The following is a 1258-nucleotide window of genomic DNA, read 5'->3' on the forward strand; positions in this document are numbered from 1 at the left end:
GCGGCGGCGCGCTCGCGCAGGGTGTGGCTGTCGGCCTCCCAGCCGTGCCCGGCCAGCCAGCCCACCGGGTCGTCGGGCATCTCCGAGACCCACATGGACGCCGCCGATCCCGGCTCGGCGTCCGCGCCGAAGCGCTCGATCACGCCGGGCGAGCCCAAGGTCAGCCCCATCCGGCTGCCGGCCGCCGACTGCGCGCTGATCCGGGCCAGCAGCAGCTCCACCGCGTCCTCGGGGAGATAGATCAGCAGTCCTTCGGCGATCCACGCGGTCGGTACCGCCGGGTCGTGCCCCGCGGCGGTCAGGGCGCCCGGCCAGTCCTCACGCAGATCCACCGCGACGGTGATCCGCTCGCAGCGGGCGACGGCCCGCTCCTGGCGCAGCACCGAAGCCTTGAAGTCCAGTGGCGCGGCGGTGTCGACCTCGAACAGCCGGGTGCCCTCGGGCCAGTCCATCCGGAAGGCCCGGCTGTCCATGCCGGCGCCGAGCAGCACGACCTGCCGGATCCCGGACGCGGAGGCCTGCCGCAACAGGTCGTCGAGGAACTTCGTCCTGATGACGATGGAGAACGACACGGCCAGCCGACGGCGGCGTGCGGCCTCGTCATCGGGCTGCGGCGGCGAGGGGGGCCACAGGCCGCCGGCGGCGGCGAAGGCCTGTGCCAGGGGGTCGTGGAACAGCGGGTTGTCCCGCTCGGTCTCCAGCGCCCGCACCCTGGCCACGCCCACCGCCGTGGCCCACACTCCTGACGGCCGCACCCGCTTCCGTTCATCAGTCACCGCGCCAGCCTAGAAGGCCGCTGAAGATCTCGGGTTCTGGCCCCGGCTTGCTTCTTGTGGCGTGGCCACGCTGGGTGAAGATTCAGGTGGGCAGTGGACCAGTACTTCCCGCAGCGAGTACGAGCCTGTGGTGAGTAGTCGTGCATGGGCACCGGGGGTGAATGGAACGCGGAACTGAGCCGTCGACCGGGTTCGAGGCCGTTGAAGAGGTGTGAAGGCTGGGAAGGTCGTCGGTACGGACCGGAACCGTAACTTGTAAACAAGGCCAGGTTGCTGCGTGACGTAGAGCAATACGCCGACCGCAATCTTGTGTCAGGCAGCATCCCGTCGACGCGTCTTCATGACGGGGTTCACGAGGCCGACCGCGCCCCGGAGGCCTGCCTGTGGGTCGCGTGCCTGGCAGGTACATCGCCACCCACAGGCCGAGCCGCCTCCAGGCGGTGCGCGGCGAGCCGCCGACCGGACCGACCGGCCGGGTCACG

General features: G+C 71.0%; 1 protein-coding gene. It reads right to left on the minus strand.

The window, feature by feature from the left end; genetic code table 11:
* Window positions 1-740, minus strand: a 740-nt coding sequence (locus tag AOK08_RS16055) for a class I SAM-dependent methyltransferase (protein ID WP_055526246.1), incomplete at its 3' end; no start/stop codon positions are given.
* Window positions 741-1258 lie beyond the last annotated feature (518 nt).

It is taken from the genome of Streptomyces graminilatus (assembly GCF_001418565.1).
GTDB lineage: Bacteria > Actinomycetota > Actinomycetes > Streptomycetales > Streptomycetaceae > Streptomyces > Streptomyces graminilatus.